At 59.0% G+C, this 24,628-nt stretch carries 23 protein-coding genes; 14 read left to right on the forward strand and 9 right to left on the reverse strand.

All coding sequences use genetic code 11. The annotated features are described in order from the left end of the window. Positions 1-3: 3 nt before the first annotated feature. On the forward strand, positions 4-915 hold the full coding sequence (gene lpxC, locus QRN20_RS09650) for a UDP-3-O-acyl-N-acetylglucosamine deacetylase (RefSeq protein ID WP_029243292.1): 912 nt from the start codon (positions 4-6) through the stop codon (positions 913-915). 274 nt (positions 916-1,189) lie between these two features. Here lpxC and QRN20_RS09655 read toward each other — a convergent pair whose 3' ends face one another. Beyond that, on the reverse strand, positions 1,190-1,645 hold the full coding sequence (locus QRN20_RS09655) for a DUF721 domain-containing protein (RefSeq protein ID WP_025996288.1): 456 nt from the start codon (positions 1,643-1,645) through the stop codon (positions 1,190-1,192). Between the two features lie 305 nt (positions 1,646-1,950). Here QRN20_RS09655 and secA point away from each other — a divergent pair, with 305 nt between their 5' ends. The 4 genes from secA to QRN20_RS09675 all read left to right on the forward strand — a co-directional run bounded on the left by secA (position 1,951) and on the right by QRN20_RS09675 (position 7,646). Further along, entirely contained in the window at positions 1,951-4,689 is a 2,739-nt protein-coding gene (gene secA / locus QRN20_RS09660) for a preprotein translocase subunit SecA (protein ID WP_088234613.1), read from the forward strand. 111 nt (positions 4,690-4,800) lie between these two features. Beyond that, positions 4,801-6,018 (forward strand): bifunctional glutamate N-acetyltransferase/amino-acid acetyltransferase ArgJ, encoded by a 1,218-nt coding sequence (gene argJ / locus QRN20_RS09665; protein ID WP_122413638.1) that lies wholly within the window; start codon positions 4,801-4,803, stop codon positions 6,016-6,018. A gap of 51 nt (positions 6,019-6,069) precedes the next feature. Then, the gene (locus tag QRN20_RS09670; protein ID WP_029243289.1) at positions 6,070-6,696 is read left to right on the forward strand and encodes a glutathione S-transferase family protein; all 627 of its coding nucleotides are present in this window, start codon (positions 6,070-6,072) and stop codon (positions 6,694-6,696) included. A gap of 2 nt (positions 6,697-6,698) precedes the next feature. Then, positions 6,699-7,646: a Nudix family hydrolase gene (locus QRN20_RS09675; RefSeq protein WP_122413639.1), complete on the forward strand. Its 948-nt coding sequence runs from the start codon at positions 6,699-6,701 to the stop codon at positions 7,644-7,646. Between the two features lie 196 nt (positions 7,647-7,842). On the opposite strand, the gene QRN20_RS09680 is transcribed toward QRN20_RS09675, so the two are convergent. The 3 genes from QRN20_RS09680 to QRN20_RS09690 are packed head-to-tail and all read right to left on the reverse strand — an operon-like array spanning position 7,843 to position 11,437. Further along, the gene (locus QRN20_RS09680) at positions 7,843-8,421 is read right to left on the reverse strand and encodes a cob(I)yrinic acid a,c-diamide adenosyltransferase (protein ID WP_004881491.1); all 579 of its coding nucleotides are present in this window, start codon (positions 8,419-8,421) and stop codon (positions 7,843-7,845) included. Between the two features lie 14 nt (positions 8,422-8,435). Further along, positions 8,436-10,472 carry a sensor histidine kinase gene (locus tag QRN20_RS09685; protein WP_122501630.1) on the reverse strand — a complete coding sequence of 679 codons (2,037 nt, stop codon included), beginning with the start codon at positions 10,470-10,472 and terminating at the stop codon, positions 8,436-8,438. Between the two features lie 44 nt (positions 10,473-10,516). After that, a complete protein-coding gene (locus QRN20_RS09690) occupies positions 10,517-11,437 on the reverse strand; it encodes a putative 2-dehydropantoate 2-reductase (protein ID WP_122517898.1) in 921 nt (306 codons plus the stop codon). Between the two features lie 171 nt (positions 11,438-11,608). On the opposite strand from QRN20_RS09690, the gene QRN20_RS09695 reads away from it, so the two are divergent. Then, positions 11,609-12,088: a YajQ family cyclic di-GMP-binding protein gene (locus tag QRN20_RS09695; RefSeq protein ID WP_004881488.1), complete on the forward strand. Its 480-nt coding sequence runs from the start codon at positions 11,609-11,611 to the stop codon at positions 12,086-12,088. A gap of 119 nt (positions 12,089-12,207) precedes the next feature. Next, positions 12,208-13,050, forward strand: coding sequence for a mechanosensitive ion channel family protein (locus QRN20_RS09700; protein WP_029243284.1), 843 nt, complete (start codon positions 12,208-12,210; stop codon positions 13,048-13,050). Between the two features lie 54 nt (positions 13,051-13,104). On the opposite strand, the gene QRN20_RS09705 is transcribed toward QRN20_RS09700, so the two are convergent. The 3 genes from QRN20_RS09705 to QRN20_RS09715 are packed head-to-tail and all read right to left on the reverse strand — an operon-like array spanning position 13,105 to position 15,432. After that, entirely contained in the window at positions 13,105-13,428 is a 324-nt protein-coding gene (locus QRN20_RS09705; protein ID WP_122501632.1) for a hypothetical protein, read from the reverse strand. Positions 13,429-13,470: 42 nt separating this feature from the next. Further along, complete coding sequence (locus QRN20_RS09710) at positions 13,471-15,021, reverse strand: AmpG family muropeptide MFS transporter (RefSeq protein WP_057407933.1); 1,551 nt, start codon at positions 15,019-15,021, stop codon at positions 13,471-13,473. A gap of 54 nt (positions 15,022-15,075) precedes the next feature. Then, positions 15,076-15,432 (reverse strand): MGMT family protein, encoded by a 357-nt coding sequence (locus tag QRN20_RS09715; protein ID WP_043304908.1) that lies wholly within the window; start codon positions 15,430-15,432, stop codon positions 15,076-15,078. A 160-nt stretch (positions 15,433-15,592) separates the two neighbouring features. On the opposite strand from QRN20_RS09715, the gene QRN20_RS09720 reads away from it, so the two are divergent. Then, a complete protein-coding gene (locus QRN20_RS09720; RefSeq protein WP_043304909.1) occupies positions 15,593-16,600 on the forward strand; it encodes a DUF481 domain-containing protein in 1,008 nt (335 codons plus the stop codon). Positions 16,601-16,651: 51 nt separating this feature from the next. Here QRN20_RS09720 and QRN20_RS09725 read toward each other — a convergent pair whose 3' ends face one another. Then, positions 16,652-17,410: an SDR family oxidoreductase gene (locus QRN20_RS09725; RefSeq protein WP_029243280.1), complete on the reverse strand. Its 759-nt coding sequence runs from the start codon at positions 17,408-17,410 to the stop codon at positions 16,652-16,654. 137 nt (positions 17,411-17,547) lie between these two features. Between QRN20_RS09725 and QRN20_RS09730 the strand changes: the two genes are divergently transcribed. The 4 genes from QRN20_RS09730 to groL all read left to right on the forward strand — a co-directional run bounded on the left by QRN20_RS09730 (position 17,548) and on the right by groL (position 21,085). Next, positions 17,548-18,279: a HugZ family pyridoxamine 5'-phosphate oxidase gene (locus QRN20_RS09730; RefSeq protein WP_122605970.1), complete on the forward strand. Its 732-nt coding sequence runs from the start codon at positions 17,548-17,550 to the stop codon at positions 18,277-18,279. Between the two features lie 67 nt (positions 18,280-18,346). Then, positions 18,347-18,841 carry an FxsA family protein gene (locus QRN20_RS09735; protein WP_004881480.1) on the forward strand — a complete coding sequence of 165 codons (495 nt, stop codon included), beginning with the start codon at positions 18,347-18,349 and terminating at the stop codon, positions 18,839-18,841. Positions 18,842-19,098: 257 nt separating this feature from the next. Then, entirely contained in the window at positions 19,099-19,392 is a 294-nt protein-coding gene (locus QRN20_RS09740) for a co-chaperone GroES (protein WP_004881479.1), read from the forward strand. Positions 19,393-19,441: 49 nt separating this feature from the next. After that, on the forward strand, positions 19,442-21,085 hold the full coding sequence (groL, locus tag QRN20_RS09745) for a chaperonin GroEL (protein WP_029243278.1): 1,644 nt from the start codon (positions 19,442-19,444) through the stop codon (positions 21,083-21,085). A 546-nt stretch (positions 21,086-21,631) separates the two neighbouring features. Here the strand turns inward: groL and QRN20_RS09750 are convergent. Further along, complete coding sequence (locus QRN20_RS09750; RefSeq protein WP_413818014.1) at positions 21,632-22,444, reverse strand: phosphatase PAP2 family protein; 813 nt, start codon at positions 22,442-22,444, stop codon at positions 21,632-21,634. 179 nt (positions 22,445-22,623) lie between these two features. Between QRN20_RS09750 and colR the strand changes: the two genes are divergently transcribed. Further along, positions 22,624-23,307 (forward strand): two-component system response regulator ColR, encoded by a 684-nt coding sequence (gene colR, locus QRN20_RS09755; protein ID WP_004881475.1) that lies wholly within the window; start codon positions 22,624-22,626, stop codon positions 23,305-23,307. Next, complete coding sequence (locus QRN20_RS09760) at positions 23,297-24,586, forward strand: sensor histidine kinase (RefSeq protein ID WP_029243277.1); 1,290 nt, start codon at positions 23,297-23,299, stop codon at positions 24,584-24,586. The genes colR and QRN20_RS09760 overlap by 11 nt, the downstream gene beginning before the upstream one ends. Positions 24,587-24,628: the final 42 nt, after the last annotated feature.

A 24,628-nucleotide genomic window follows, 5' to 3' on the forward strand; every position in this document is an offset into this window, starting at 1 on the left:
GCCATGATTAAACAACGCACCCTGAAAAATATTATCCGTGCCACAGGTATAGGCCTGCACTCCGGGGAGAAGGTTTACCTGACCCTCAAGCCTGCACCTGTGAATACCGGCATCGTGTTTTGCCGAGCCGACCTTGATCCTGTCGTGCAGATCCCTGCGCGTGCGGAAAACGTCGGTGACACCACTCTGTCGACCACACTGGTCAATGGTGATGTCAAAGTTGACACGGTAGAACACCTGCTCTCGGCCATGGCTGGCCTTGGCATCGATAACGCCTACGTCGAGCTCTCTGCCTCCGAAGTTCCTATCATGGACGGCAGCGCAGGCCCATTCGTATTCCTGATTCAATCGGCTGGCCTGGAAGAACAGGACGCGCCGAAGAAATTCATCCGGATCCTGCGGGAAGTCACAGTGGAAGAGGGCGGTAAACGCGCTACTTTCGTGCCTTTCGAAGGGTTCAAGGTCAGTTTCGAGATCGATTTCGATCACCCCGTCTTCCGTGACCGCACCCAGAGTGCAAGCGTGGACTTTTCCAGCACTTCCTTCGTGAAGGAAGTCAGCCGTGCCCGGACCTTCGGGTTCATGAGTGACATCGAGTACCTGCGCAAGCACAACCTCGCACTCGGCGGCAGTGTGGAAAATGCCATTGTGGTCGACAAGGAAGGCGTATTGAACGAAGACGGCCTGCGGTACGAGGACGAATTCGTCAAACATAAAATCCTGGATGCCATCGGTGACCTCTACCTGCTGGGCAATAGCCTGATCGGTGAGTTCAAGGGCTTCAAGTCGGGGCATGCACTGAACAACCGCCTTCTGCGTGCGCTTATTGCGCAGACAGATGCCTGGGAAGTGGTGACCTTCGAGGATGCCAGTACGGCACCTATTTCTTACATGCGCCCTGTCGCGGCCGTGTAAGCAAGCTTTACTCTCTTTCCTTTTGTTCTTTAAAGGCTGCCCTCGGGCGGCCTTTTTTTATGGGCTTGGGAGGCGGGCGCCACTACGTCTTCGACGTAGCGCTGTCGCGCGGCAAACACCGGTCCGTGGGAGGCGGCTTGCCGGCGATGAACGATGAAGCGACTTTCCTGACATGCCGCGTCGACTGCATCGCCGGCAAGCCGCCTTCCACAAAGTCGTTTTCTTCAGTGGCTTACAGGTTGTTTGATAAGAGGGTGCTCAGGCGGCCACTTGCTTATTTGCGATCCCTGGCGTGACTGGCCAACCGCTCGAGTGCGGCGCGCAGCTTGGGGTCGGTGATGCCGTCGGCGGTGGCCTGGATGTTTTCAGCCGCAACCGTGGATAGGTCGATGGTGTGCGTCGCCGCGCCGCGTGGCGCTGCAGGTGGCTGAACCTTGAACACGATCCGGGTCAGGTTGATGAATTCATCGAACGCGACCAGTTGTCGGTGCAGGCGCTTTTGCTGATAACGCAGACGGGTGGCCCAGTGACCGTCCGTCACGATCAGCAACAGGCTGCCTTCCCGCCACGACGCCACATGGCAATGCTCGCGGGCAGCGGGTTGCAACTGGCTCTCGACCAGGCGTTGAAGGTGGCTCAGGCGTTCGGCGTGCCGAAAGATAGCCTTCAAAGGCTTGGCTTCGCGCAGCAGCACTGCAGGCGCACGAGCATTCAGAGGACGAAAAGCCATGGGGAGGTGCCTTGGTGACAAGGCGCTCATCTTAACAGAAAGCATTGTAACGGCTGCTTTCAGAGGCCTTTCCGTGCTTTCATATGCAAATCAATGAGTAACTTCCCCGTTTTGCGGGTTGAAGTGCTTGAAAATGGCCCCATTGTAAATCTGCCCCGTCACAGCGCTGTGCCAGCATCGTGGAATAACGCCACTTTCCTCACCATCGTTTCCGGGTAGAATGCTCGTTCGCATGCAGCCATCAGGGCTGCACGGGCGACTCACGGGGCCGCCCTCCATTCCTATGTGTGGAAGATCCTGTCGATATGTTTGCGCCTTTGTTGAAAAAACTTTTTGGAAGCAAGAACGAGCGTGAAGTCAAACGCATGCTCAAGACGGTTCAACTCGTCAATGCCTTCGAAGAGCAAATGGTGGCCCTTTCGGACGAGCAATTGCGCGCCAAGACCGAAGAGTTCAAGGCCCGCATAGCCAAAGGCGAGACCCTCGATCAACTGCTGCCGGAAGCGTTTGCCGTCGCGCGTGAAGCGGGCAAGCGTGTCATGGGCATGCGCCACTTCGATGTTCAGCTGATCGGTGGCATGACCCTGCATGAAGGCCAGATCGCCGAGATGCGTACCGGTGAAGGTAAAACCCTCGTCGGCACCCTGGCGGTCTACCTCAACGCGCTGTCGGGCAAAGGCGTTCACGTGGTTACCGTGAACGACTACCTGGCACGCCGCGACGCCAACTGGATGCGTCCGCTGTACGAATTCCTCGGTCTGACCGTAGGTATCGTCACTCCATTCCAGCCGCCGGAAGAGAAGCGCGCAGCCTATGCCGCTGACATCACCTACGGCACCAACAACGAATACGGCTTCGACTATCTGCGCGACAACATGGCGTTCAGCATGGACGACAAGTTCCAGCGCGAACTCAACTTTGCCGTGATCGACGAAGTCGACTCCATTCTGATCGACGAAGCGCGTACGCCGCTGATCATTTCCGGTCAGGCTGAAGACAGCTCCAAGCTGTACACCGAAATCAACCGCCTGATCCCCAAGCTCGAGCAGCACATCGAGGAAGTGGAAGGCCAGGTCACCAAGGCCGGTCACTTCACCGTTGACGAGAAGACCCGTCAGGTCGAGCTGAACGAAGCCGGTCACCAGTTCATCGAAGAAATGCTCACCGAAGTCGGCCTGCTGGCTGAAGGCGAGAGCCTGTATTCGGCGCACAACCTGGGCCTGCTGACTCACGTCTATGCCGGTCTGCGTGCGCACAAACTGTTCAACCGAAACGTCGAGTACATTGTCCAGGACGGTCAGGTGCTGCTGGTCGACGAGCACACCGGTCGTACCATGCCGGGCCGTCGCTTGTCCGAAGGCCTGCACCAGGCCATCGAAGCCAAGGAAAACCTGAACATTCAGGCCGAAAGCCAGACCCTGGCGTCGACCACGTTCCAGAACTACTTCCGTCTGTACAACAAACTGTCCGGCATGACCGGTACAGCCGACACCGAAGCGTTCGAATTCCACCAGATCTACAACCTGGCCGTGATGGTCATTCCGCCGAACAAGCCACTGGCGCGCAAGGACTTCAACGACCTCGTCTACCTGACGGCGGAAGAAAAGTACGCGGCCATCGTGACCGACATCAAGGCCTGCCTGGCGGAAAACCGTCCGGTGCTGGTGGGTACGGCGACCATCGAAACCTCCGAGCACATGTCTCGCCTGCTGAATGCCGAAGGCATCGAGCACAAGGTTCTGAACGCCAAGTTCCACGAAAAGGAAGCGGAAATCATCGCTCAGGCCGGTCGTCCGGGTGCGTTGACCATCGCCACCAACATGGCCGGTCGCGGTACTGACATCCTGCTAGGCGGTAACTGGGAAGTCGAAGTCGCCAATCTGGAGGACCCGACACCCGAGCAGATCGCACAGATCAAGGCCGACTGGCAGAAGCGTCACCAGCAGGTCATCGAAGCGGGCGGTCTGCACGTGATTGCCTCCGAGCGTCATGAATCGCGCCGTATCGACAACCAGTTGCGCGGTCGCGCCGGTCGTCAGGGCGACACCGGTTCCAGCCGCTTCTACCTGTCGCTGGAAGACAGCCTGATGCGCATCTTCGCCTCTGACCGGGTGAAGAACTTCATGAAGGCGCTCGGCATGCAGTCCGGCGAAGCCATCGAGCACCGCATGGTGACCAACGCCATCGAGAAAGCGCAGCGTAAGGTCGAAGGTCGCAACTTCGACATCCGCAAGCAACTGCTTGAATTCGATGACGTAGCCAATGAGCAGCGCAAAGTGATCTATCACATGCGTAACACGCTGCTGGCTGCGGACAACATTGGCGACACCATCGCTGACTTCCGTGCTGAAGTGCTCAACAACCTCATCAGCCAGCACATTCCGCCACAATCGCTGCCCGAGCAGTGGGATGTTTCGGGTCTGGAAGCTGCACTGAACACCGACTTCGCCGTGAAGCTGCCGATTCAGCAGTGGCTCGACGAAGACGATCACCTGCACGAAGACAGCCTGCGCACCAAGATCATGGATCAGTTGCTGGTCGCCTATAACGAGAAAGAAGATCAGGCCAGTGCCGAAGCGCTGCGCTCCTTCGAGAAGCAGATTCTGTTGCGCGTTCTGGACGACCTGTGGAAAGACCACCTGTCGACCATGGATCACCTGCGTCACGGTATCCACCTGCGTGGCTACGCCCAGAAGAACCCGAAGCAGGAATACAAGCGCGAGTCGTTCACCCTGTTCCAGGAACTGCTGGACTCGATCAAGCGCGACACCATTCGCGTCCTGTCCCACGTTCAGGTTCGCCGCGAAGACCCCGAGGAAGAAGAGGCGCGTCAGCGTCAGGAAGCCGAGGAGTTGGCCAAGCGCATGCAGTTCGAACACGCTGAAGCCCCGGGTATCGATCAGCCTGCGCTGATCGAGGAAGAGGGCGAGACCGTTGCCGTCGCAACTACACCGGTTCGCAACGACCAGAAACTGGGTCGCAACGAGCTGTGCTGGTGTGGTTCGGGCAAGAAATTCAAGCACTGTCACGGCCAGATCAACTAAGGCCCTGACACTGTAATACCCGCGCCGCGACCGGCTTGCCCGTCGCGGCGTTTTTTCATTGAATCGCCGTACCGATGCGGGCGGCGCATACACCCCACGAGGAGCACCCCGATGGCTGTTGGTCTTGGTCCGTTGCCTACGCTGCACCCGGTTCCCGGTTTTGAACTTGGCATCTCTTCTGCCGGCATCAAACGCCCGGGTCGCAAGGATGTCGTGGTCATGCGCTGTGCCGAAGGCTCGAGCGTTGCCGGTGTGTTCACGCTGAACGCGTTCTGTGCCGCTCCGGTCATTCTGGCCAAGCAGCGCGTGCAGGGCACCGTGCGTTATCTGCTGACCAACACCGGCAACGCCAACGCGGGTACCGGCGAGCCCGGCCTTGCAGCTGCGCGTCGTACCTGCGAGAAGCTTGCCGAGCTGACCGGTGTCGATGCGTCTGCCGTACTGCCTTACTCCACCGGTGTGATCGGTGAGCCACTGCCTGTGGAAAAGATCGAAGGCGCGCTGCAAGCGGCTCTTGACGATCTGTCTGTGGATAACTGGGCGGCGGCGGCCACCGGCATCATGACCACCGATACCCTGCCAAAGGGCGCGAGCCGTCAGTTTCAGCACGACGGCGTGACCATCACCGTGACCGGCATCAGCAAGGGCGCGGGCATGATTCGTCCAAACATGGCGACCATGCTCGGCTACATCGCGACCGACGCCAAGGTTTCCCAGAGCGTGTTGCAAGACCTGATCCGCGACGGCGCGAACAAGTCGTTCAACCGTATCACCATCGATGGCGACACCTCGACCAACGACTGCTGCATGCTGATCGCCACCGGCCAGGCCAGTCTGCCTGAAGTGACCGAAGCCAAAGGCCCGTTGTTCGATGCCCTGAAAAAGGCCGTGTTCGACGTCTGCATGGAAGTCGCCCAGGCCATCGTGCGCGACGGCGAAGGTGCGACCAAGTTCGTCACCGTTGAAGTCAATGGCGGCGGCAATCATCAGGAATGTCTTGATGTCGGCTACGCCGTTGCTCACTCGCCACTGATCAAGACCGCGCTGTTCGCCTCCGATCCGAACTGGGGTCGCATTCTGGCCGCTGTCGGCCGTGCAGGCGTTCCGGACCTGGACGTGAGCAGGATCGACGTGTTCCTGAGCGGTGTGTGCATCGCAAGCAAGGGCTGCCGCGCCACGACCTACACTGAAGAGCAGGGCTCGGCGGTCATGGCTGAAGAGGAGATCACCATCCGCATCGAGCTGGGCCGCGGTGATTGCAGCGAAACGATCTGGACCACCGACCTGTCCCACGAGTACGTGAAGATCAATGCGGAATACCGCACCTGATTCATTCCGGCGCGGGCGATCGCTCGCCTGCGCCATTCAACGGAGTTGAACATGAGCCTGCACCTAATCATCGGCGACAAACGCTATTCCTCCTGGTCGCTGCGTCCCTGGCTGGTGCTGGAGATGACCGGCGCGCCGTTCACCGATCAGGTCATCCGTCTTAACCTGCCTGACACCCGCGAGAACATCCTCAAGTATTCGCCTACCGGCAAAGTGCCTGCGCTGCAGTGCGAGCACGGCACCATCATCGATTCGCTGGCGATCTGTGAGTATCTGGTCGAGCGTTTCCCGGATGTCGACCTTTGGCCGCGTGATATCTCTGCCCGTGCCCAAGCGCGTTCTGCCTGCGCCCAGATGCACAGCGGCTTCATGAGCCTGCGTTCCAACATGCCGATGGACCTGCGTCAGGATCAGGCGCTGGAAGTCATTCCGGTCGATACCCAGGCCGACATCGACCGTATCGTTGCGCTTTGGGCTGAATGCCGAAAGGCAGCCAAGGAAGACGGTCCGTTCCTGTTCGGCCGTCCGAGCATTGCCGATGCGTTCTTCGCGCCGGTCGCGATCCGCCTGCGCACGTATCGCGTGGCGTTGCCCGACGAGGCGCTGGCCTATATCGAAACCATTTACCAATGGCCTGCCTTCCAGCGCTGGCGGCAGGCTGGTCTAGAGGAGTCCTGATCGTGAAACGCATTCACGTGGCCGCTGCCGTCATTCGTGGCGCCGACGGCAAAATCCTGATCGCCAAAAGGGCTGACAGCCAGCATCAGGGCGGTCTCTGGGAGTTTCCCGGCGGCAAGGTCGAAGAGGGCGAACCCGTCGAGACTGCGCTGGGACGCGAACTGCAGGAAGAGCTGGGCATCGTCGTCACGGCGGCGCGTCCACTGATCAAGATTCAGCATGACTACTCGGACAAGCATGTGCTGCTGGATGTGTGGGAAGTCTCGGCGTTCACTGGCGAACCGCACGGTGCCGAAGGTCAGCCGCTGGTCTGGGCGTCTTCCCGTGAACTGGCCAATTACGACTTTCCGGCCGCCAACCGGCCGATCGTCGCGGCGGCGCGTCTGCCGGGCGAATACCTGATCACCCCGGAAGGACTGGACAACATCGAAGTCCTGCGCGGGATTCAGAAAGCCGTTGCGGGCGGCATCAAGTTGGTCCAACTGCGCGCGCCGGGCGGCTACGACCCCAAGTACCGCGACATGGCGGTGGACGCGGCGGGTCTGTGTGCAGGCAAGGCGCAACTGATGCTCAAAGGACCACTGGAATGGCTGGGTGATTTCCCGTCCGCCGGTTGGCACCTGACGGCCGAGCAGCTGCGCAAATACGCCAGCCGTGGACGGCCGTTTCCAGAGGATCGCTGGCTGGCCGCTTCCTGCCACAACGCAGAAGAATTGGCGTTGGCAGAACAGATGGGCGTTGATTTCGTGACCTTGTCCCCGGTGCAACCAACCTTGTCGCACCCCGATGCTCTGCCATTGGGCTGGGAACAGGCCGCACAGTTGATCACAGGCTTCAGCAAGCCTGTTTATCTGCTAGGTGGCGTAGGGCCTGCCGAAAGGCAGAAAGCATGGGAAAACGGCGCTCAGGGCGTTGCAGGGATACGTGCGTTCTGGCCTGAAGAACTCTGATGGTCCTGGATCATTGATCGTTCCTGCGTCCGCTCCCGAATGTGACGCGGAGCGTCACGGGATACATACCCGCGCGGAGCATTGGCACGATCATCAAGCTCACACTGATGGTGATCGTTCCTACGCTCTGCGTGGGAATGCCTCCCAGGACGCTCCGCGTCCGCTCTCGAATGCCCAGAGCGGGCACGATCATGCCTCACTCCGGCTTCGGCGCAGGCTGCCACAGGATTTCGGCGATGCCTTGTCGCCGGGCAATGATCCGGGCGGCGACGAACAGCAGGTCCGACAATCTGTTGATATACGCCAAGCCAGATCCTTCCAGTGGTTCGACCGCATTCAGATGCTGGCAGCGACGCTCGGCACTGCGGGCCAGGCTGCGGCACACATGAGCGTGTGCAATCAGCGCTGAACCGCCGGGCAGGATGAAGTTTTCCAGCGGCCCCAATTCCTCGTTCCAGACATCAATCGCCGCCTCGAGACGCTCGACTTCTGCGCTGTTCAACGCCTTGTAGCTCGGCATCGCCAGCTCGCCGCCCAGATCGAACAGACGGTGCTGACAGGGTGCCAGAACATCGATCACTTCGTTAAGCCCGGACACACTCGGTGCCAGTTCGATCAGCCCGGCCAGCAGCAGGCCAAGCTGGCTGTTGAGGGTATCGACCTCCCCAATCGCTTCGACGCGTGGGTGATCCTTGGACACCCGGCGACCGTCGCCCAGCCCCGTTTCCCCGGCGTCGCCGGTACGTGTGTAGATTTTCGACAAACGAAAGCCCATTCAGTGGCTCCTGGTCATAGCTTGGAAATAACCTGTTGCTGCACATTCACCTGATTGGCGATCAGCGGCAGGCGCAGCGTGAAGCAGGTTCCATTGCCGACGGAAGATTGCACTTCCATCTGGCCCTTGTGGTTGTTGGTGATGATGAAGTACGACACCGACAGGCCCAGTCCAGTGCCCTGGCCGATCTCCTTGGTGGTGAAAAACGGCTCGAAGGTGCGTTTGCGCACGTTTTCGGACATGCCGATGCCGTTGTCTTCCACCTGAATCTCTGCCCATGGCGGATTGAGTCGGGTGCGCAGAATGATGCGTCCCTCATCCTCGCCATCGGGCCGTTGATGAATCGCCTGAGCGGCGTTTTTCAGCAGGTTCAGCAGCACTTGTTCCAGCTCGTTGGCAATGCACGGCACCGGCCCCAGCTCCGGATCGAACTGGCGGATGATGTGCTGGCCCTTGAAATCAAAACCGATGGTCAGGTCAAAGTCGTTGCTGGCGATTTCCACCGCCTGATCGATCAGAGCAGGCAAGTCGCTGGGCGAGAGCTGACGGTTACTCAAGCGGCTGAAGTTGAGCATGTGACTGACAATCTTCGCGGCTCGCGCGCCTGCCTGCTGAATGCCATCCAGCAGTTGCGGCACTTCGCGGCTGGTCAGGTAGTTGTTCACCACGGCCAGGTCGATCCCGTCGGTTTCGGCCTGCTCGATGTTCTTCGGCAGGTCTGGCGACAGACGTCGGCGGATGTTCTGCACGTTGTGCAGGATCGCGCCCAATGGGTTATTGATCTCATGGGCCATGCCCGCTGCGAGGCCGCCAACCGAAAGCATTTTTTCCGACTGCACCATCATTTCTTCCAGCGAGATGCGCTGAGTGATGTCGTCGATCCGGATCACCACCCCACGGCCTGCGTCGCCGGTCAGCGGGTAAAACGTCAGCGCGTAATGGCGAGACTCGTCGTTCTTGATCCAGGTCACGCGCTCGATCTTGGTGACACTGTGTCGTTCAACGGTGTGTTTGATCTGCGGCAGAAACGAGCGCATCGGCTCGAAAGCGATGAAGATCGGCTGGTTCATCGCCTCGTCCAGGGTTGTGCCGGAAAGCGCGCTGGCTTCCTGATTCCACTGGGTCACGTACAGTTGCTCGTCCAGCGCGATCATGGCCGAGGGCATCGAGTCGATGATGCTGTTGAGGTAGTTCTGAAAGCCCGTGAGCTTCTTTTCGATCTTGCTGCGCACCTGAACTTCGAGCTCAAGCTTGCGATTGGTGTGCCGGGTTTCCTCGGCCAGACCCTGCGCCTGATCGTAGGCTTCCTGAGAGTCGTCGCGGGCGCGTTTGAGCTGCTGCTCGCGGGCTTCGATGCGCGACAGCATGGTGTTGAAGGCTTCAGCCAGGCTGCCGATTTCATCCTCGTTGCCCGGCTCGGCGCGCAACGCGTAGTTCTCTTCGCGGGTCACCTGACGGGAAAGCTCCTCCAATTGGTAGATGGGCTCGGTGATCAGGCGACGAATCTGCCGGGCCACGACCAGCCACAGCAATACGCTGAACACCAGAATGCCCAGGCTGGCAGTCAGTGTGCCGGTATAAAACGCAGGCGGCAGTTCGCTGCTGGCGACCAGCAATAGATGGCCCGGTGGTTGCTCGCCTTTGGGTACGGTGATGACCTGCGTGCTACGAAACTCGGTCAGACGCCAGCTTTCAAGATCCTTGAAATGATGGGGCAACTCGAGCCCTTCGCCCTGCTGCACTTGCCCCAGGCGTTCGCCATCGTTGTCGTAAATGGCCGCCGCGCGCAACGGACCGTAGCTTTTCAGCTCCCTCAGCAATGTGCGTGCGTCGTCGGGTGAATTCAGTGCGTTTTCATTGAGGTTGGCGCTGCTGATCAGACGGCCAATGGTCTGCAAGGCCTGCGGCGCCATGGCTTCCTGGGAAATGTAATAGGCCGCGCTGATGAAGGTCAGGTTGGCGACCAGCAGGACGGTGGTCATCAGAACCAGCAGGGCAGCCAGCAGCTTCTGGCCGACAGGCAGGTTTTCCAGGCGTTGGCGCAAAGGCATGGGGCAGGTCGCAGTGGCAGGTGGAACAAGCAGGGTAGCGCGGGCTAGTCCGTACGCAAACCCTTGCTTGCCAGATGCGTGACCAGCCGCGTCTGCAACTGCTGCAAATGCGGCACCGGGCAGTGATGGCGCTTGGCAGCGGCACAGGCGTAGCCCAGCAGGTAGCTGATTTCGGTGCGTCGCTGGTGCGCCACGTCCTGATACATCGACGAGTAGTTCGCCGCCGTGGCCTTGATGACCCGCAACACTTCGCTGTGCAGGTCAGCAGCGGCCGCCGGCTGACCGCAGCAATGCAACAGGTCGGTCAGCTCGGCGCAGAGCGTGGCGACTTCACAGTGATGCTCCAGCAGTTCGCCGTTGCGGCAATGGTGCAGCACGGTCAATGGATTGATCGCGCAATTGAGCGCCAGCTTGCGCCACAGGCGGGTGAGGATATCCGGCGTCCACTCGTGAGGAATTGCGCTGGCGTGCAAGTCCTTCAAAAGAGAAGGTGGAGCAGGATTCGCAACATCGCCCATCCAGGTAAAGCCATGACCGGCAAATACCACCTGCCAGTCGGCCTTGCGAAACGCACCTTCGGTGCTCGAAGCAAAGAGACAGCGGGCATGCGGCACTCGTGCTGCGACAGCGTCCTGACTGCCGAGGCCGTTCTGCAACAGGATGACCTCGGCATCGGCCGTCAAGCGGTGCGCCAGTTGCGCCACGGCCTGTTCGGCGTCATAGGCCTTGCAGGCCACCAGCAGACGAGCGATCGGCGCCTGATCGTCTAGCGCTTGCGCAGGTATCGGGAACGAACGGGGCGCATCGTTTTCTATCAAGGTCAGGCAGCCGCCGCTGGCCTGATACGCGGCTATACGGGCGGCGTCACGCAGCAGCAGGCTGACCGGCACGTTTGCCCTCGCCAGCCGCGTGGCCCACAGGCTGCCCAGACTGCCTGCGCCCAATACATGCCAGGTGGTCGACATCAGTGATCGGCCTTCAAGGACAAAAGCGGCCCTGAAGCAGTGAAATCGGTATTCGACATGAAAGGCTCACAGTGAAGGTCGGAAAAGTCTCGTTATAATGAGCGTTCTTTCATACCGTCAAGTCATGCGCGCCGTTGATTGCCGTGCGCGCCGTTCAATTGGAGAACATACATGCCCTCGTTCGACGTAGTGTCCGAATTGGATAAACACGAAGTCACGAATGCCGTCGACAACGCTATCAAAGAGCTGGATCGTCGCTACGACCTGAAAGGCAAGGGGACGTTCGAGTTCAAGGAACTGACCGTCAGCTTGACCGCCGAAGCAGACTTCCAGCTTGAAGCCATGATCGAGATCCTCAAGCTGGCACTGGTCAAGCGCAAGATCGACGCCAAGTGCCTGGAAATCAAGGATGCCTATGCGTCCGGCAAGCTGATGAAACAGGAAGTCGTGCTGCGCGAAGGCATCGACAAGGAGCTGGCGAAGAAGATCGTCGCTCACATCAAGGAAGCCAAACTCAAGGTCCAGGCCGCCATTCAAGGCGAGCAGGTGCGTGTCACCGGCAAGAAGCGTGACGACCTGCAGGAAGCCATCGCAGCCCTGCGCGCCTACGATTCGGGCATGCCGCTGCAGTTCAACAACTTCCGTGACTGACGATTTGCAGTGCTGACCGGGGAACCAAGGGTTGCCCGGCCAGTCCGAATCGCCCTGTGCATTGAAACGACAGCCGTTGCTGTCCATCGACGCCGGTTCGTCAGGTTAAGGAGAGAAAGATGGATTTAAACGCAGAAGTCGGTCACCTGTGGCAAGCGTCGCAGGCCTGGATTCCGATGATCATGCAGTACAGCGGCCGTCTGCTTCTGGCACTCGTTACGCTGTGCATCGGCTGGTGGCTGATCAACAAGGTGACCGGCAAGCTCGGCGCGCTGTTGGGCCGGCGACAAGCGGACCTGGCGTTGCAGGGCTTCGTCAGCAGCCTGGCGAACATCATTCTGAAGATTCTGCTGGTGGTCAGTGTCGCGTCGATGATTGGCGTCGAAACCACTTCATTCGTCGCAGCCATCGGTGCTGCCGGTCTGGCGATCGGTCTGGCGCTGCAGGGCAGTCTGGCGAACTTCGCAGGCGGGGTGCTGATTCTGCTGTTTCGTCCGTTCCGCATCGGTGACTGGATCGAAGCGCAGGGCGTGGCGGGTACCGTCGACAGTATTCAGATCTTCCATACGATCCTGCGTACGGGCGACAACAAGACAGTGATTTTGCCCAACGGCAATCTCTCGAACGGCATTATCACCAATACCAACCGGCAACCGACGCGCAAGGTGGTGTTTGACGTGGGCGTCGACTATGAGGCTGATCTGCAGACTGCACGCGAAGTGCTGCTGGAGTTGGCCAAGGACCCGAGGGTTCTGGAAGACCCGGCCCCTGCGGCTGTGGTGTCCACGCTGGGAGACAGTTCGATTACCGTCTCGCTGCGCATCTGGGTCAAGACGGCGGACTATTGGGACGTCATGTTCATGCTTAATGCCGAAGCCCGGGATCGTCTGAAGGCGGCAAACATCGATATCCCGTTTCCACAACGTGTGATTCGTGTGGTTCAGGAATCACCACAGGCCTGATTCGCAAATTGAGGCATAAAAAAGCCCTGACCTGTCAAGTCAGGGCTTTTTGCATTAGCTGCCCAGCGATACATTCGCGAGAGCAACGATAATGCCGACGATAGCGATCCCTGCCCCGAGTACGTTCAGAAAAAAACCGAAACGCAGTGCAGTGGACAACCTCCACGGCTTGAAGCAGAACGTATAGATGATCAGGAAAATGATCGCGAAGATTTCGAGCTGACCCAGCAGCACGATGGCACTGCCGACCGTCATCGGCTCGGCGGCGCTTGAAGCGGCATACGCCAGCGCGGTCCAGACGACAGGGAACCAGATACCCAGCCCGATCAGGGCAAGCATCAGGTATTGGTTGAAGCTTGGTTTTTTTGCGGTGTTCAATGTCGTTCCTTTAGCATCGTATGCGGAAAAGCCTCGCCGGTCTCAAGGCTTGTCAATGGTCGTCGATTGAGCAGGTTCTTCGATTTTCACGCCTTTGGCGTCCTTGCTCCACTGCAGGATGATCATCACCAGCGTCGGCACGCCGAGCAGGGCGGTGATGAGGAAGAAGTTGTGGTAACCGAACTTCTCCACCATCACCCCCGAATAACCACCGATCAGGCGCGGCAGCAACAGCATGATCGAGCTGAGCAGGGCGTATTGGGTTGCCGAGAACTTGAGGTTGGTCAGGCTCGACAGGTAGGCCACGAACGCGGACGTCGCAAGGCCGGAGCTGAGGTTGTCCAGCGAGATGGTCAGGATCAGCATTTTGATGTTCGGCCCCATGTCTGCCAGCAGCAGAAACAGGATGTTGGTGGCTGCCGAACTCAGGCCGCCGATGAACAGGATCGGCATGATGCCGAAGCGCACGATCAGCAGGCCGCCGACGCCTGCGCCCAGCAGTGTCATGATCAGGCCGAAGATCTTGCTGACACTGGCGATCTGATCCTTGGTGAAGCCCTGGTCGATGTAGAACACGTTGGCCATGACGCCCATCACCGTGTCCGACATACGATAAGTAGCGATCAGACCCAGCAGCAGCAAGGCCTGCCAGCGGTAGCGCATGATGAAATCGTTGATTGGCGTCAGGACCGGTGCCAGGCCGCGGCGTCCCATCGAAGACAGGCAGCCGATGGTGAGCAGGGTATAAAGGATCGCGCGCAGGAACGCCCGGTCTTCCAGCAGCAGGTCCATCCAGCTGGTGTCCTGGAAGAGCACGCTGGCGAAGTCGGTGTTGTAGAGCTGAGTGAACATCGCCGGGACCGACACCAGCAGCACGATCAGGACAAAGACTGAGGCCAGTTGGTGGGTGAAGCCGTAGCGCGCTGCCGACAGCTGGGTGCGCAGCGGTACGGGCGGCTCGCGCATGACCAGCGTGGTGATCAGTGCGGGCAGCATCAGCAGACCGAACAGTACGTAGGTGCCGGTCCAGGCCGAATGCTTGTAGGCGAAGCCAGTCGAGCCGAAGCCTTCGGCAAAATACAGTGCGCCTGCGGTCGCCAGCAGTGCGGCAACGCGGTAGCCGGACATGTAGCTGGCGGCCAGCGCGGCCTGCTGGGTGTCATGGGCGATTTCCAGGCGATACGCATCGATCGCGATGTCCTGGGTCGCGGACGCGAAGGCCACGACCACCGCGATGGCGATCAACCAGGAAAGATGTTGCTGCGGATCGCAGAAACCCATGCCGATCAGGCCCAGCAGCACAAGGGTCTGGGACAGCACCAGCCAGGAACGACGACGGCCCAGTTTGCCAAGCAATGGCAGGCGCCATTGGTCGAGCAGGGGAGACCAGACCCATTTGAAGGCGTAGGCAAGACCGATCAGGCTGGCGTAGCCGATGGTTTCGCGAGCGACACCGGCTTCACGCAACCATACGGATAACGTCGAAAAGACCAACATGTAAGGCATGCCCGCAGCGAATCCGAGCAGCAGCAACACTAAAGTCGATGGGCTGGCATATGCGGCGAGCGCGGCGCGCCAGGTTTTACGGGGCATGGGCTGGAATCTGCCTCAGGTTACGAAAACAAAGGGCGCACTCTAACCGTTGAACTACATGGGGCGCCAGCCATGACGCTGCATATCAACCCGATTGTTCAGAATGGTAAGGCCTTCGGTACGCAAACGGGCGCGCTGTTCGTCACCCGAGGGGCTGCCGGGTGGCAGACTGAGTCTGCCGCCGGCACCCAGAACACGGTGCCAGGGAAGCGTCGAACCGTCCGGCAACTGGCTCAAGGTACGGCCTACCCAGCGGGCCGCCTTGCCAAGTCCGGCCAGTTCCGCCAGTTGTCCGTAGCTGACCACTTTGCCTTCCGGCACCTGGGCCAGCGCCAAATAAAGTGCCGTGCGCCGTACGTCGGCAGGCGAAAGCCCGCTGGGGTCGTTTTGCTCTGAAACGGGGTCGCTCACACGTTTATCCTGTATAAAACGAGATTGATTGTCGTTTCCTGGAACTACAGATGGATCTGATGGTCAGTGATACCTGTGTTCGGGGGTCCGTGGACTGCCTTGACGTTTTTCCAGCGGGATGATGCCCGATTTTCCGCCAAACAGAGCCTAGTCGTCGCTTATGTTGTCCAGAACCCTTCTGTGTCTTGCCCTCACCGCCGCCTCCACTCCCTTGCTTGCCGATACCGTCTGGTTGAAGAACGGCGACAAGCTGACCGGTACCATCAAGGTTTTCGACGGCGGCAAGTTGCTGCTGCAGACCGAATACGGCGGTGCCATTCCGATTGACTGGAAAAAGGTCAAGACCCTGGAAAGCGATCAGCCGTTACTCGTCAAACAGGACCAGTACACGGGTGAAGTCGCCAAGTCACTGAAAGCATCCGATGACGGCAAGGTGATTCTCGCCAATGGCGAGGCGCCTAAAACCGTCGAACTGGCGAGCATTCAGCAGATCATCAAGCCCAAGCCGGTCATCACCGATCTGGTCTGGAAGGGCAACATCGACGCTGCGCTGGACTTCCAGCAGGCCGAGAACGACACCAATGATTACAACGTCGCTTTCAAGACGTCGGCGCGTCACGGTCAGTGGCGTCATAACGCCAGAGGCGAATACAACCGCGAAACCACAGACGATGTGGTCGGCACCGACAACTGGAGCGCCGAGTACTCCATCGACCGCTTCCTGACCGAGAAATTCTTCTGGGACGCCCGCGTCACCTACAAGCGCGACAAGATCGAAGACCTGTCCCGCCAGCGTGTCGTCGGTACCGGTCCTGGTTATCAGTTCTGGGATGACGAACTGGGTGCCTTCAAGGTCGGCGCACTGCTCAACCGCACTGACTTCGAGTTTTCCAACGACGAGAAGGAAAACTTCTACTCCGTTGCCGGCACCTGGGACTACAACCGTTACCTGATCGGCAAGAAGGTCGAGTTCTTCACCAACGGCGAGCTGGGCAAACCGTTGAGTGGCGTTGCGGATTACTCGCTGGATGTAGAGGCGGGGCTGCGCTACAAGGTCACCGAGTGGGCCTCGCTTAACCTCAAGGCCGAGAAAGATGTCATCAGCGGCTCCAGCAACGGCGATGTCGACAAGACTCGCTACACCGCAGGTTTCGGCGTCGCCTGGTAAGCACGTGGGCCAGCGACGCGCTTACAGGGCGCGTCGCTGGTCAATCACCGTCTAGATTCTCATCGCGCCGTCCAGCTCCAGTATGCGCCCGCTGAAATAATCATTTTCCAGAATGTAAGCGACCGAGTGGGCGATTTCGTCCGGCTTGCCCATGCGTTTGAGCGGGATGGCAGACGTCATCTTCTCCAGCGCCTCTGGCCTCATGCTGCCGGTCATCTCGGTTTCGATGAAACCGGGTGCCACGCCTGCGACCCTGATGCCGTAACGCGCCAGTTCCCGTGCCCAAGTCACGGTCGCTGCCGCGACACCGGCCTTGGCGGCCGAATAGTTGGTCTGGCCGATGTTGCCCGCGCGTGAAATCGAAGAGATATTGATGATCGCGCCCTGACTGTTCTGCTCGATCATCTTCGCGGCCACTTCGCGTGTGCACAGGAAGACGCCGGTCAGGTTGACGTCGATCACCGACTGCCACTGAGCCAGGCTCAGCTTGGTCATGACGCCGTCCTTGACCTTGACCAACAGACCGTCGCGCAGGATGCCCGCGTTGTTGACCAATCCGTGAATGGTCCCGAAATCCTCGGCGATCCTGCTCACGGTTTCCACAACCTGATCTTCGTTCGCGACGTTGCACAGGTAGGCCCGTGCCTGCACGCCTTGTGTCTGGCAGGCTGCAACCGCCTGGTCGAGTTTTTCCTGATTCAGGTCCACCAACGCCAGATTCGCACCTTTGCCGGCCAGGTATTCGGCCATCGCGCGGCCCAGACCCTGGCCTCCGCCGGTGATTATTATTAGCTTGTCTTTCAATTCCATGTGCGTGTCCAATCCGCTGATTGTCTTCACGGCATGGCTCATTCGAGATGAGTCCGAATGCCGTTGCCAGAGCACGTTATATTCTGTTTCCGCGCGTTCGTCTTCAGCTCGACGCAAACGTTTCAAGGAGTCACACGATGAGCGCGAAAGCCTCTAAGGATGCCAGGCACCTGCTGCTCAAGGAGTACAGGGCTGTCCTGTCAACGCATTCCAAGTCAATGCCGGGCTACCCGTTCGGTTCGGTTGTACCTTACTGCCTGGATGATCGGGGGCGGCCATTGGTACTGATCAGCCGCATCGCTCAGCACACCCATAACCTGACGCTCGATCCCAAGTGCTCGCTGCTGGTGGGCGATCGGGGCGCCGAGGATGTGCAGGCGGTTGGCCGGGTGACGGTTCTGGCGCAGGCCGAAAAGCTCAGTGATCCCGATGCGATCGAGGCTGCAGCACGACGGTACTACCGGTTCTTCCCCGAGTCGCAGAGTTATCACACCGCTCACGATTTCGATTTCTGGGTGCTTGCACCTGTTCGCTACCGGTACATCGGCGGCTTCGGCGCCATTCACTGGCTGGACGAGGTGGCGCTGGACAATCCGTTTGCCGGCAAGGTCGAAACGGGCATGGTCGAGCACATGAATCAGGACCACGCCAAAGCCATTGCGCACTACGTCGAATTGTCGGGCCTGCCGCAAACCGAGCCCGCGCGACTGGTCGGTATCGACAGTGAAGGTATGCACCTGGGTATCGCGAACAGCGTTTATTGGCTGGCATTCAGCGAGCCTTGTAATACACCGACACAAGTCCGCGAGGCCTTGGTTCAACTGGCTCACGCAGAAAAATGGCCGGTAAATGACGGGAAGCACGCTTGAATTAACGACTTTCTGACATCACATACGGTCTACTTGCAAGGCACTCTTGCGCTGAGGAACTGATTTGATGCGTGTTTTTTTGCTGATGTTCTTACTTTTTCCGGTACTCGAACTGTTCATTCTGGTTCGGGTCGGCATGTCCATTGGTTTTCTCTGGACATTCCTGTTGGTCCTGGCGACATCGATGCTGGGACTTTTCGTCATGCGTGTGGCAGGTTTTGCAACGGCCCTGCGTGCCCGTGAAAGCCTGTCCCGTGGCGAGCTGCCTGCCCAGCAGATGCTTGAAGGCCTGATGGTTGCGGTAGGCGGTGGCCTTCTGCTGTTGCCAGGCTTCATCAGTGACATCCTGGGCGTGATCTGTCTGCTGCCTGTCACTCGACGGTTGCTGATCAGCAAGGTTCGTCAGCGCGCCGAGGCTCAGGCCATGCGCCAGCGCGCCTTCGCCGATGACCTGCAGAGTCGTGCCGATGAGCAGACGGCGAACAGCCGCACGCACGCGATTCACCAGCCCACCCGCGAACCCGACGTGATCGAGGGCGAGTTCGAGCACCGGGACAAATAATCCCTGCAACCCCTTCGCTGCGCGGCACCTTCGGGTGCCGCGCTCGTTTGTGGGCTCTGTCAAACTGCAAAAATTTTCTTGCCCAAGCCTTGTAATAACCTTGCTCGCCCTTATGTATGGGTCACCGCAAGGTTTCTGGCCTGATTGCCAGACCGTATTCTGCGGTTCGCGCGTCGAACCGTAACCGGCAAGTCCGGAATTTATAACAGGCCGGTGCATTCACCGGACGCTCAACAACCATAATCAGGAGATCGACAATGAAGCTTCGTCCTCTGCATGACCGCGTCGTAATCCGTCGCAGCGAAGAAGAAACGAAAACTGCCGGCGGTATCGTTCTGCCAGGTTCGGCTGCCGAAAAGCCAAACCGTGGCGAGATCGTCGCTGTTGGTACCGGCCGCGTGCTGGACAACGGTGAAGTACGTGCGCTGGCCGTGAAAGTGGGTGACAAGGTGGTGTTTGGCCCTTATTCCGGCAGCAACACTGTGAAAGTAGATGGCGAAGACCTGCTGGTGATGAGCGAGAACGAGATTCTCGCTGTTATCGAAGGCTGAGTGCTCGCGCTGATTTCCGTTACTACAAAGTATTCAAGGAATAATGATCATGGCTGCTAAAGAAGTTAAATTCGGCGATTCTGGCCGCAAGAAAATGCTCGCCGGTGTAAACGTCCTGGCTGACGCAGTAAAAGCGACCCTGGGCCCAAAAGGCCGTAACGTCATCATCGAGAAGAGCTTCGGCGCTCCGCTGATCACCAAAGATGGTGTGTCGGTTGCCAAGGAAATCGAACTCAAAGACCGTTTCGAAAACATGGGCGCGCAGCTGGTCAAAGACGTTGCTTCCCGTGCCAACGATGATGCGGGCGACGGTACTACCACCGCCACCGTTCTGGCTCAGGCTATCGTCAACGAAGGCCTGAAAGCCGTCGCTGCCGGCATGAACCCGATGGACCTGAAGCGCGGCATCGACAAGGCGACCATCGCCATCGTTGCTCAGCTCAAGCTGCTGTCCAAGCCATGCACCGACACCAAGGCAATCGCCCAGGTCGGCACCATCTCGGCCAACTCTGATCACTCCATCGGCGACATCATTGCCGAAGCCATGGAAAAAGTGACCAAAGACGGCGTTATCACCGTTGAAGAAGGTTCGGGTCTGGAAAACGAACTGTCTGTCGTTGAAGGCATGCAGTTCGACCGTGGTTACCTGTCCCCGTACTTCATCAACAAGCCGGACACCATGGTTGCCGAGCTGGACAGCCCGCTGCTGCTGTTGGTTGACAAGAAGATCTCCAACATCCGCGAAATGCTGCCGGTTCTGGAAGCCGTCGCCAAGGCAGGTCGTCCACTGTTGATCGTTGCCGAAGACGTCGAAGGCGAAGCCCTGGCGACTCTGGTAGTGAACAACATGCGCGGCATCGTGAAAGTTGCAGCCGTGAAGGCTCCAGGTTTCGGTGACCGTCGCAAGGCCATGCTGCAGGACATCGCTGTTCTGACTGGCGGTACCGTTATCTCCGAAGAGATCGGTCTGAGCCTGGAAACCACTACCCTGGAACACCTGGGTAATGCCAAGCGCGTTGTACTGAACAAAGAAAACACCACCATCATCGACGGTGCTGGCGTTAAAACCGACATCGACTCGCGCATCGCTCAGATCCGCCAGCAAATCGGTGACACCAGCTCCGACTACGACAAAGAGAAACTGCAAGAGCGTCTGGCCAAGCTGTCCGGCGGTGTTGCGGTGATCAAGGTCGGCGCCGGTTCCGAAGTCGAAATGAAAGAGAAGAAAGCCCGCGTTGAAGACGCCCTGCACGCAACCCGCGCAGCCGTTGAAGAAGGCGTGGTACCTGGCGGTGGCGTGGCGCTGGTTCGCTCCCTGCAGGCCATCGAAGGTCTGAAAGGCGACAACGCCGATCAGGACGTCGGTATCGCTCTGCTGCGTCGTGCTGTTGAAGCACCACTGCGTCAGATCGTTGCCAACTCCGGCGACGAGCCAAGCGTTGTAGTCGACAAGGTCAAGCAGGGTTCGGGTAACTTCGGTTACAACGCTGCTTCCGGCGAATACGGCGACATGATCGAAATGGGTATCCTGGACCCGGCCAAGGTCACTCGCTCGGCTCTGCAAGCAGCGTCCTCGATCGCCAGCTTGATGATCACCACCGAAGCGATGATCGCTGACGTGCCTGACGACAAGCCAGCAGGCGGCGGCATGCCGGACATGGGCGGCATGGGTGGTATGGGCGGCATGATGTAAGCCAGCTTTACCCCTAAGCGACACCCATAAAGAACCCCGCCTTGTGCGGGGTTTTTTTATGGGTTGGTGAATATATCGAATACGGCACTCAGGAAATGGAGTTGCTGCTAAATATGATTAGCCTTCAATGGCGCTAACGGAACGGCACATTAAACTTGGTAGTAAGGCAACGTTGTGAGCTCTCACGACAGAGAAGGCAATGGCGCTGTGTAACCACCGTAAGGATGTATTCCACGCTGGTGGTATTTCAAAAGCGACAGGCCCTTCGGGGATGTGGATGAAATGAAAAGCTTTATAAGGATGATAAGTTTTGCAGCGGTGCTGGCTAGCAGTGCATTGGTTTCTTCTGGCGCCTGGGCAGGAAATTGCCCACCCGGTGAAATAGAGATCTCTGGTATTGGGGGGACGATCTGTATTCCTATCTCAATGTGCGTGATCAACCCGCTGCTTTGTGGATGAGCAATACGGGGAGAGCCAGCACTGATTGGCTTCAGTGCTGAAGGCGGATTGCCTAAAATAAACCCCGCATGGTGCGGGGTTTATTGATTATCGAGTACTGTCAGGCTTGAGGTGCGTCTTGTTAGTTTGATCTACTTCTTGCGGCACACTTACGCAGTGTGACTCGGTTGTTCCTCCATGCTCTGTCAAAGATCTCTTATATTCGGGCCTGTACAAGACAAAGTAATAAACCCCCAGACAGATCAACCAGCAGAACACCGCCGTCCAGAGGTTGTGCGACAGAAAGTGCGCACCCTGCAGCATGCGACCCACTGAAAAGATCGATCCCAGCGTGAAGGCCAGTATCAGTCCGGCTTTGGCCAGACGGGGCTTGCGGTCGCGAAACATGAAGAACAGGGCAAACAGGGTAAAACCGGTAGCCGCATGACCGCCCGGCCAGCAGCGGCCGGGCTTGTCGGTCTCGGGACGCGGGCTGAGCAGTTCGCTGTAGGTTTCCTGGCCGCCGAACTCGGTCAGGCTCCAGGGGCACTGCACGGAGGTCACAACCTTGAGCGGAGTCACGAAACCGGTGGCTAGGGCCATCGACAGCACCAGACACCCCAGTTCGCGACGCCATGGCATCACGCGCTCGACCTTGAAGGACGCAGCGAAGCTGATCATCGCCAGTACTCCAATCGCCATCACTACCTGTTTGGCGCGATCATGAAGCACGTCTTCCAGAAAGTAGCTGTGCCTGCCAATGAACGCACCGGCCGCCGGATCGAAAGCCAGTCTGGCAAGGTCCATGTCCACGGAGGTCAGCTCCAGCAGAGCCAGTATCAGGGCGGTGACGGCGGGTATGCCCAGGCATATCCAGAAGTTGAGCGGACGGAAGTACGGCGGGGAGACGGCTTTCAATATGGCAAATCCGGTTTTGGTGGAATACGTACCGCAGTCGTGAATTGCGGCAATTTTGTTTCGGAGTGTGTCATGTGAGTTGTGAATTCTGGATGAAAAAATCGTTAGGCCGTTTCGGCGCTGGCCCTGACGTCCACTTCGTCTTAAGCTGCGCCAGCCCAAATTGCATATGAGAGTGCTCCATGCGAATTCTTCTGGTTGAAGACAACCGCGACATCCTGGCAAACATGGCCGATTACCTGGGCATGAAAGGCTACACCGTCGATTGCGCACAGGATGGCCTCTCGGGACTGCATCTGGCCGCCACCGAACATTACGACCTGATCGTACTGGACATCATGCTGCCCGGTATCGACGGTTACACCCTGTGCAAGCGCCTGCGCGAAGATGCTCGTCGTGACACGCCAGTGATCATGCTGACCGCGCGTGACCAGCTCGACGACCGCCTGCAGGGCTTTCGCTCCGGCGCTGACGATTATCTGCTCAAGCCATTCGCCCTGTCCGAACTCGCGGCGCGTATAGAGGCTGTGCTGCGTCGTGCCCAAGGCGGCGGACGTCGCACCCTGCAGGTCTCCGACCTGATCTACGACCTCGACACGCTGGAAGTGACGCGGGAAGGGCGGATGCTCAAGCTCAACCCGGTCGGGCTCAAACTGCTCGCGGTCTTGATGCAGAAGAGCCCGCATGTGCTGCGTCGCGAAATTCTCGAAGAAGCGCTGTGGGGCGATGACTGCCCTGACAGCGACAGCCTGCGCAGTCACGTGCACCAGCTGCGTCAGGTGATCGATAAACCGTTTTCCAAGCCGCTGCTGCAAACCGTACACGGTGTGGGCTACCGCTTGGCCGAGGGCCGGGATGGAGTTTAAACAGAGCCTTGCCCAGCGAATCATCATCGCGTTTGCCCTGATGAGTGCGCTGGTCGCCGGATCCTTTGCAATCGGCATTATTTCCACCGTTCACCTGGTCGAAGAAAAACTGATTTCCGCAGGCCTGGGCGGCGATCTCAACCGCCTGATGCTGATGGACAGCGTCAGCGACTGGAGCCATCGGCCCAAGCCTGACCAGTTGTTCTATTTCACCAACGGTCCTGGCGATTTCGACCTGCCCAAGGACTTGCGTCATCTCGAGCCGGGCTTTCACGAGGTGTTCCGCGGGCCGCTGTCCTATCACGCGATGATCGAAGTGGTCGATGGTCGTCACTACGCCTTGCTGCAGGACCAGAGCGATTTTGAAGAGCGCGAGCGCGTGCTGTTCGCGGTGGTGCTGGTGGGCTTTGTCCTCGCACTGGCGCTGGCCGTCTTCCTGGGCTGGGTGCTTGCCCGACGCGTGATGGCGCCGGTTGTGCGGCTGGCCCGACAGGTCCGTCATCGCGATCAGTTGTTGGGCCTTGCGCCGCCTCTGGCACCTGACTACGCCGCAGACGAAGTGGGTGAGCTGGCCGTCGCCTTCGACGCCACGCTGGGGCGCCTGCGCCAGGCATTGATCCGCGAGCGGATGTTCACCAGCGACGTGAGCCATGAGCTGCGCACGCCGCTGATGGTGCTCGCCAGCTCCTGTGAATTGCTGCTGGAGAACCCGGCACTCGACCAGCGTGCGCGCCGGCAGGTGGAGCGCATCGGCCGCGCCTGTGAAGAGATGCGTGATCTGGTCCAGACCTTCCTGATGCTCGCCCGTACCCAGCGCGAAGATCCCGCCATGACGCCCAAGGCGACGCTGGTCGGTGTTGCCGAGCAACTGATCTCACAATGGCGTGACCCGATAGAGGGCAAAGGGCTGAAGCTGACGTATAACCCGCCACCGGAAGGCCAGGTCTCTGACATCCGCTACAACGCAACCTTCCTTCACGCCGTGATGGGCAACCTGCTGCGCAATGCGCTGCATTATACCGACCACGGTTTCATTACGCTGACGCTGCAGTCCGAAAGCTTCGTCGTCGAAGACAGCGGTGTGGGGATCCCCGAAGAGAAACGTGAAGCCATGTTCGAACCCTTCGTGCGCGGCAATGAGCAGCGTGGCGAAGGTCTCGGCCTGGGTCTGTCGCTGGTACAGCGTATCTGTGCCAACCAGGGCTGGAGTGTGAGCCTGACGCCGATGGAGCCCCATGGCTGCCGCTTCAGGGTCACGCTGGACATCGTCAAACCCTGATGCCCGTCCTGATTCGCCATGTGCAGGCCGCTCTCTGACCAG

Source organism: Pseudomonas sp. fls2-241-TYG-175 (assembly GCF_030209155.1).
In the GTDB taxonomy this organism is placed as follows: domain Bacteria; phylum Pseudomonadota; class Gammaproteobacteria; order Pseudomonadales; family Pseudomonadaceae; genus Aquipseudomonas; species Aquipseudomonas viridiflava.